Origin of the sequence: Bacillus sp. JJ783 (genome assembly GCF_036963225.1) — a bacterium.
Lineage (GTDB): Bacteria > Bacillota > Bacilli > Bacillales > Bacillaceae_G > Bacillus_A > Bacillus_A cereus_U.
The window spans coordinates 20772-27640 of record NZ_JBALMG010000163.1; the positions used below are offsets into that span (position 1 = coordinate 20772).

Below are 6869 nucleotides of genomic sequence, written 5' to 3' on the forward strand. Positions count from 1 at the left end.
CTTCACCTACTTTTCAATTGATTAGCTAACTGTACTTTTTGAATTTTACCAGTTGCATTTTTAGGTAATTCCTCTAGAAATACAATTTCTTTTGGAATTTTATATTTTGCTAGAAATAGAAGACAATGTTCAATTACTTCTTTTTCAGTTAATACACTGCTACTCTTTTTCACAACAAAAGCGATTGGTATCTCTCCCCACTGTAAATGTTGTGTACCAACGACCGCTACCTCACATACATCCGAAAGCCTATTAATGACTTGTTCTACTTCAAGTGGATAAATATTTTCACCACCTGAAATTATCATTTCTTTTTTTCTACCGACAATGTATACAAAACCATCTTCATCAACTTTAGCTAAATCACCAGTATGTAACCAACCACCTTGAATAGTTTCTTCTGTTGCATCTGGCCGATTCCAATACTCTTTCATTACATTTGGCCCTCTTATAATTAACTCTCCAACTTCACCAACTTCAACTTTATTTTTATTTCCATCGATAAGTACATAATCACAAAATAGAACAGGTTTTCCAATTGAGCCTACTTTACGTCTTGCATCTTCTTCTGAAAGCATGAATACTGTTGGTGATGTTTCAGTCATACCAAAACCTTGACCGAATAAAAATCCTCTATCTATAAATTCTCTTATCAACTCTTCTGGACACGGAGCACCGCCATTATAAAACCAACGTACTGATTGTAAATTCGTACTTTCAAACTTTGAACAATTAATTAATGCTTGATGAATTGTAGGCACTCCCATCACTACAGTCACTTTATGTTTTTCTATCATGGAAAGCGCTGTGATTGGCTCAAATTTTCTTGGAATAATGATTATTCCACCTGCAAATAAAGTTGGGAATGCGAATAAACCAATCCCACCAATATGAAATAAAGGCAATAATACAATGGAGCGATCATGAATAGTTAGGTCAATCGCAAATGTATTATTGAGCGCATTCCAAAACATATTTTTTTGTGTAAGTACAGCTCCTTTCGGTGTTCCTGTTGTTCCCGAAGTGTAACATATAATAAAGGATGCGCTTTCATTTATATCCTCAAAATAGTGGTTGTTTCTATTTTCTATTCGCTTTAAATTTTTTATCGAAAGAACTCTTTGTACATATGATTCCTTCTCCATTGAAAGTGCCATATTTTGAAATGTTTCCTCTACAAATAAAACCGTGGTTCCACTATCTTTCAACTGAAATATAAGTTCATTTTCTGTTAACCTTATATTCAGTGGAACAGCAATGCATTCTACTTTCGCTATAGCAAATAAAAGGACAATATATTCCAAGCTGTTTTGTGATAAAATAGCTACCCTTTCTCCTTTTTTCATATTTAAATCGCAAATTAAATATGCTGCTACTTTACTCACATACTCATGTAACTGTTTATATGTTATTTCCTCTTCTTCCGTAATAACGGCAATGCGATCTGGATGTAAATATGCTCGTTTTTCAATCCAATAAGCAATGCCTTCCATATTTACCACTCCCTTATCTTTTTCTCAATCCTTCAAATATTAATGACATCGCTGCCTCAAATACCTTCTCCGGAACATCCTTCTCTTCCCAATACCCCCAGCGCATTCCTAGAAATTGACCAATTGACATAAGACAATACGCAATTGTTTCTTTATCAAGTTGTTTAAACTCTCCCGCTTCCATACCAGCCGACAAACTTTTTAAAAATCCATTTGCGAGCTTTGCATAGTACCATCTATATAAATCATCATCAACAACTACCGCCTGTTGTACAATGTTATATAGATTAGGACGATCTTTTACCCATCGAAAAAATGCCTGAAAACCTCTTCTTTGCGCCTCTTCATAACTTGATATCCCCTTCATTTCTTCTTTAATAATTAAGCGTAACTCACGGTTCAATCTACGAATCAATTCATCAAATATATCTTTTTTAGCTGGAAAGTAATTATAGAAAGTTCCGTGCGCTACCTTTGCTGCTTGCGTAATATTCACGATAGAAGCCTCATAATATCCTTTACTACCAAACACCTCTTCTGCAGCACACAATAATTTCTCTCTCGTTTCCAGTCCTTTTGTTGTTAGATTTTTTACATCCATTATTATTTTTTCTGACACCTGAATCACCTCTTAGATTTGATTATAAATATATTTTTGAATTTTACAATTATTTTCATTAGACAAAATCCGCCAAGTATTTTTCTACATACAAAAAAGACTAACTTATCTTTAAGTTAGTCTTTTAATCTTAATTAGAGCTAAGTTCCACTTTCTCTAACCCTTCAGCCAATTGTTTCTTATCTAACCCTTCCCCTATTACCACCAAGTTTGTCGGGAAACCGAAGTCTTGTTCCAGTAAAGTTGGTACCCCAAACGAATATTGGAATAAGTGAGGGTATTTATCTCCATGGAATTTCACAAAACCTTTCACACGATAAATACTATCTGGTAAATTCGAAAGCCATTCATACAATTTCTCTTGATCAATCGATTTCGTAAATTGATACGTCATTGTTTGTATATGTAAATGTTGTTTAACATGAAGTGTCTCGTGTTCTCCATTACTCACAAATTCAGCTTCTTCTATATCATTCAAAGATATATTACAATACTTTGTTTCAAACAATTTCGCATGATTATTTATTGCTTTTACATCTTCAAATACTTTATTTTTATCCGAATCTGTTAGTAAATCTGATTTATTAATAAGAATATGACTTCCATATTTCATTTGCTCATGTAATAGCTGTTGTACATTTGCACTTAATATACTTCGGTTTAACCATCTTACTGCATCTAATACGACTACTATGGACTTCACTTCAAGGAAAGGTGCTAAAATTGGTGATACACATGCATCTAACACTTCAATTGGATGCGCAACACCTGTCGTTTCTATATAAATTACATCTGGTCTTTCTTGCTGATATAATGAATGCAATTGTATTTCAAGCTCTTCTTTTAACGTACAACAAATACATCCTTTAAGAAGTTCTCTTAAAACATTCTCTTTTCCAATAATATCTGTATCTACCGAGTATTCACCAATTTCATTCATTAACACGGCAACTTTTCGATTTTTTTTCTTTTCTGCTAATAATAAATTTTGCAGCAATGTTGATTTTCCGCTACCTAAAAAACCACCTAATATATGAATTTCTACTTTACTCATTCGACCGACCATCCATTTCTCTACTTCAAATTTCTTCAAAGCGTAATTATTACGATTTATATTTATCATTTTATTAAAAGAATACCTATTTGTAAACAAAACTGCTAGATTATCGTTTCATTTTCATTCACTTCATGAGCAACTCTAATTCCAGACTCAATCGCTCCTTGCATCCATCCATGTGTTAACGTCGTATGTTCTCCTGCAAAGTGCACCCTGCCAGCTGGCGGCGTAATATATGGAAATACTTCAAGCTCTTGCCCTGGTTCAAAAGCTGTAAATGCTCCGCAAGAATACGGATTTTGACTCCAGCTAAAAGATTCTCCTGCAACATACTCACTATAAACCACGTTTCCATATATTTGTGCTAAATTTTTCAACGCATAACGAATACGTTCTCTATTAGAGAGACTATCCCATGTTAACGCCTCATCTGCCCACGTATAACTGGCTAAAATAATTGCTGATCCTGGTGCATGAATGCCGTAGCTCGGATAATATGTAAAGCGGATAGGTAAATCTGTAATGGACTTACCACCATATTGTCCTGCTCTTTCCCAAAACCTACTTTTAAACTCTATCGCAATTTTAGTTGAAGCAATATAATTTAATTCACGAATTGCCCGCCTTTTATGATAAGAGAATAAATGATATGGCTGGACTTCTACAAATCGCAAAGCTGAAAATGGAATTGTGACAATAGCGATGTCACCAGTTACTATAAATGAATTTAACGTTTGTTCATGGGTTACTTGCAGCATTACTTTATTATCTTCCTGTATAATTTTTTCTACTTTATACGACATAAAAATATTATCCTTTAGCTCTGGTAAAAATGAATTTGGTAATTTATCCATCCCGCCCGTTATCTCATAATATTTCGTCGTTGAAGTGAAAAAGATCATTTCGCGTAATACTTCAATTAATGACATTCCCATGTATGCTTCCATATCAAGAAGTACTCCGATCATATCTATTGCTCCATCTGAATAATACTCAGTTAAAAATGAAGCGAGCGAATATGTTTTATACTTTTTTTCAACAATAATCCAGTTTTTATCAGGATCTTTCTTAATATAATTAAGTATCGGTTCCAATACCTCTAACATTAACCCTTCTGCCGTTTTCCCTCTTTCTTTATCTAAAACTGGATATCCAAGTACACTTGGATCCTTTTCAAACACATCCAATCTCGTTCTTTTGTTATTCGTATAAATTATATCTGAAGAAGTTTTATTAATAAAAAGGTTTAACGGTAGTTTAAATTTACGAATGTAGGCTAAAGTTAAATCATGAGTATCTGGAATACGCATAGGACCTGCGTTAAAATATAATCCTGCACTAAATGGTTCACGAATCGTATACACCCTGCCACCTATTCTGTTATTTGCTTCTATAATCGTTACCTCATGCCCAGCCTCTTTTAATAAAGATGCTGCAACTAATCCAGATATCCCTGCACCGGCAACTGTAATCCGTTTGGGGTTATTCGTTTTGGCAAGCCCTTCATGAACAATTTGAAGCATTTGTTCCATCGATAATGGATTCCCCATGCCACTTCCCCTTTTACGAAGGATTTTACTGAATTATATTCGTTTAACAGGATTCCTATGTTTCATTCAAGTAATTGAGTGGATACATTTTCAATCACTTGAATATCTTTTATAAAATGTAATAAAATAGATATGAAACTATAGAAGTAAGACGTATTATCTTACATAATAAAATTTATGAAATAGCGAGGAATTTTGAAATGAAAAAAGGTATTAACCGTGTTGTATTAGTAGGAACAGGAGCAGTTGGATGTAGTTATGCTTACTGTATGATTAACCAAGCTGTAGCTGAAGAATTTGTTTTAGTTGATGTAAATGAAGCAAAAGCTGAAGGAGAAGCAATGGACTTAAGCCATGCCGTTCCTTTCGCACCAGCTCCAACAAAGGTTTGGAAAGGTAGTTATGAAGATTGTAAAGACGCAGATCTTGTTGTAATTACAGCTGGATTACCACAAAAGCCAGGTGAAACACGCTTAGATTTAGTTGAGAAAAACGCTAAAATTTTCAAGCAAATTGTTCGGAGCATTATGGATAGCGGCTTTGACGGTATCTTCTTAATTGCAACAAACCCTGTAGATATTTTAACTTACGTAACTTGGAAAGAATCTGGATTACCGAAAGAACGCGTAATCGGTTCTGGTACAACTCTTGATTCTGCTCGTTTCCGCTATATGTTAGGTGAGTACTTCGATATTGGACCTCATAACATTCACGCTTATATTATCGGAGAGCACGGTGATACAGAACTTCCGGTGTGGAGTCACGTATCAATTGGTATTCAAAAACTACAAACGCTTCTTGAAAAAGACAACACATATAACCAAAAAGATTTAGATGATATTTTCGTAAACGTTCGTGATGCAGCTTATCACATTATTGAACGAAAAGGTGCTACATACTACGGCATCGGCATGTCACTTTTACGTGTTACGAAAGCAATCTTAAGCAATGAAAACAGCGTATTAACTGTATCAGCATATCTTGAAGGTCAATACGGCCAACAAGATGTTTATATCGGCGTACCTGCTGTTTTAAACCGCGGCGGTGTTCGTGAAATTTTAGAAGTTGAACTAAGTGAAGAGGAAGAATTAAAATTCGATCACTCTGTTCAAGTATTGAAAGAAACAATGGCTCCTGTTCTTTAATCATATTTTTCAATCAAAAAAGCAATCCGATTTATATTGGATTGCTTTTTTATATTTTTATAGTTCCCCCTCAATTTAAACGGTAATATTATCTATAAAAAGGAGTGATTTCATGAATGATTCTTGGACGATTGTAATCCTCTTACTAGCCGCTGCATCCTTAATACTTTTTCTCTTCTTAATCATCAGAACGCTATTTCCAACTAAAAAATATGATAAGAATCTCGGATTGATTCTACTTATTTTAAGCTTGTTAGCAATACCGATAAGTATCTTCCTTATAGGAGGATGGGCAGGTATGGGAGTTGGTGTAATCGCAGTCTTTATTTTTGCTGCTGTTATTATAGCTTTAATTGCAAATACCTTCGTTAAACTACCTCCTCCAAAGAAAAAATAACAAATGACCGATGTTTTCATCAAGAGAAAACATCGGTCATTTTCTATCACTTAGTATCATTAATCGGTTCATCATTATTTACATCAAGTACATCTAATAAAAAGATAAAGATTGGAATCCCAATAATAAGCCCCCATATTCCAAGGAAATGTTCTGAGAAAATAAGAATCATAAATGTATAAAAAACAGGTAAATTCGTTTTTGCAGACATAAATTTTGGATTTAATAAATAACTTTCAAGAGCGTGGATTACTGTAATGAACACTAATATGTAAACAACATACATAACCCCGCCGACGTTATAGGCAATGATACAAAGTGGAAACAATGAAATAATAACACCAGCAACTGGAATCAAACCGAGTAGAAAGACCATGACAGCCAATACAAGAAGCTGCGGAAATCCTAAAATGACAAGTGCAATTACAGTGAGCACACAATTGACAACCGCAATTAAAAACTGTGCTTCAATTACTTTTCCGAACGACCTTGCAAATCTTTCACCAAAATATGCAATCTCCTCATAAAAAATTTTCAGCTTACTATCTTTAAATTTCGAAGTAAATGCTATAATGCGTTCTTTTTCTAATAAGAAAAATAAGCTTAAA

7 protein-coding genes are annotated in these 6869 nt (G+C 34.1%); 2 read left to right on the forward strand and 5 right to left on the reverse strand.

Features of this window, described 5'->3' with window-relative positions:
* Nucleotides 1-2: 2 nt before the first annotated feature.
* From V7038_RS26190 to V7038_RS26205, 4 genes are all read right to left on the reverse strand, one after another.
* Nucleotides 3-1493, reverse strand: a complete 1491-nt coding sequence (locus V7038_RS26190) for an o-succinylbenzoate--CoA ligase (RefSeq protein ID WP_016104545.1) — start codon at nucleotides 1491-1493, stop codon at nucleotides 3-5.
* A 13-nt stretch (nucleotides 1494-1506) separates the two neighbouring features.
* The gene (locus tag V7038_RS26195; protein ID WP_002158292.1) at nucleotides 1507-2112 is read right to left on the reverse strand and encodes a TetR/AcrR family transcriptional regulator; all 606 of its coding nucleotides are present in this window, start codon (nucleotides 2110-2112) and stop codon (nucleotides 1507-1509) included.
* A gap of 130 nt (nucleotides 2113-2242) precedes the next feature.
* Entirely contained in the window at nucleotides 2243-3166 is a 924-nt protein-coding gene (locus tag V7038_RS26200; protein WP_335695864.1) for a CobW family GTP-binding protein, read from the reverse strand.
* A 104-nt stretch (nucleotides 3167-3270) separates the two neighbouring features.
* Nucleotides 3271-4719 (reverse strand): flavin monoamine oxidase family protein, encoded by a 1449-nt coding sequence (locus V7038_RS26205; RefSeq protein ID WP_002202367.1) that lies wholly within the window; start codon nucleotides 4717-4719, stop codon nucleotides 3271-3273.
* 200 nt (nucleotides 4720-4919) lie between these two features.
* Here V7038_RS26205 and V7038_RS26210 point away from each other — a divergent pair, with 200 nt between their 5' ends.
* Nucleotides 4920-5864 (forward strand): L-lactate dehydrogenase, encoded by a 945-nt coding sequence (locus V7038_RS26210; protein WP_002012312.1) that lies wholly within the window; start codon nucleotides 4920-4922, stop codon nucleotides 5862-5864.
* A 112-nt stretch (nucleotides 5865-5976) separates the two neighbouring features.
* Complete coding sequence (locus tag V7038_RS26215; protein WP_070128233.1) at nucleotides 5977-6261, forward strand: YesK family protein; 285 nt, start codon at nucleotides 5977-5979, stop codon at nucleotides 6259-6261.
* Between the two features lie 46 nt (nucleotides 6262-6307).
* On the opposite strand, the gene V7038_RS26220 is transcribed toward V7038_RS26215, so the two are convergent.
* On the reverse strand, nucleotides 6308-6869 hold a 562-nt coding region (locus V7038_RS26220; protein WP_335695865.1), incomplete at its 5' end, for an AI-2E family transporter.

Coding starts and splice junctions, on each gene's coding strand:
- V7038_RS26205 (WP_002202367.1), bottom strand. CDS start 4,719: ATGGGGAATCCATTATCGATGGAACAAATGCTTCAAATTGTTCATGAA.
- V7038_RS26190 (WP_016104545.1), bottom strand. CDS start 1,493: ATGGAAGGCATTGCTTATTGGATTGAAAAACGAGCATATTTACATCCA.
- V7038_RS26210 (WP_002012312.1), top strand. CDS start 4,920: ATGAAAAAAGGTATTAACCGTGTTGTATTAGTAGGAACAGGAGCAGTT.
- V7038_RS26215 (WP_070128233.1), top strand. CDS start 5,977: ATGAATGATTCTTGGACGATTGTAATCCTCTTACTAGCCGCTGCATCC.
- V7038_RS26200 (WP_335695864.1), bottom strand. CDS start 3,166: ATGAGTAAAGTAGAAATTCATATATTAGGTGGTTTTTTAGGTAGCGGA.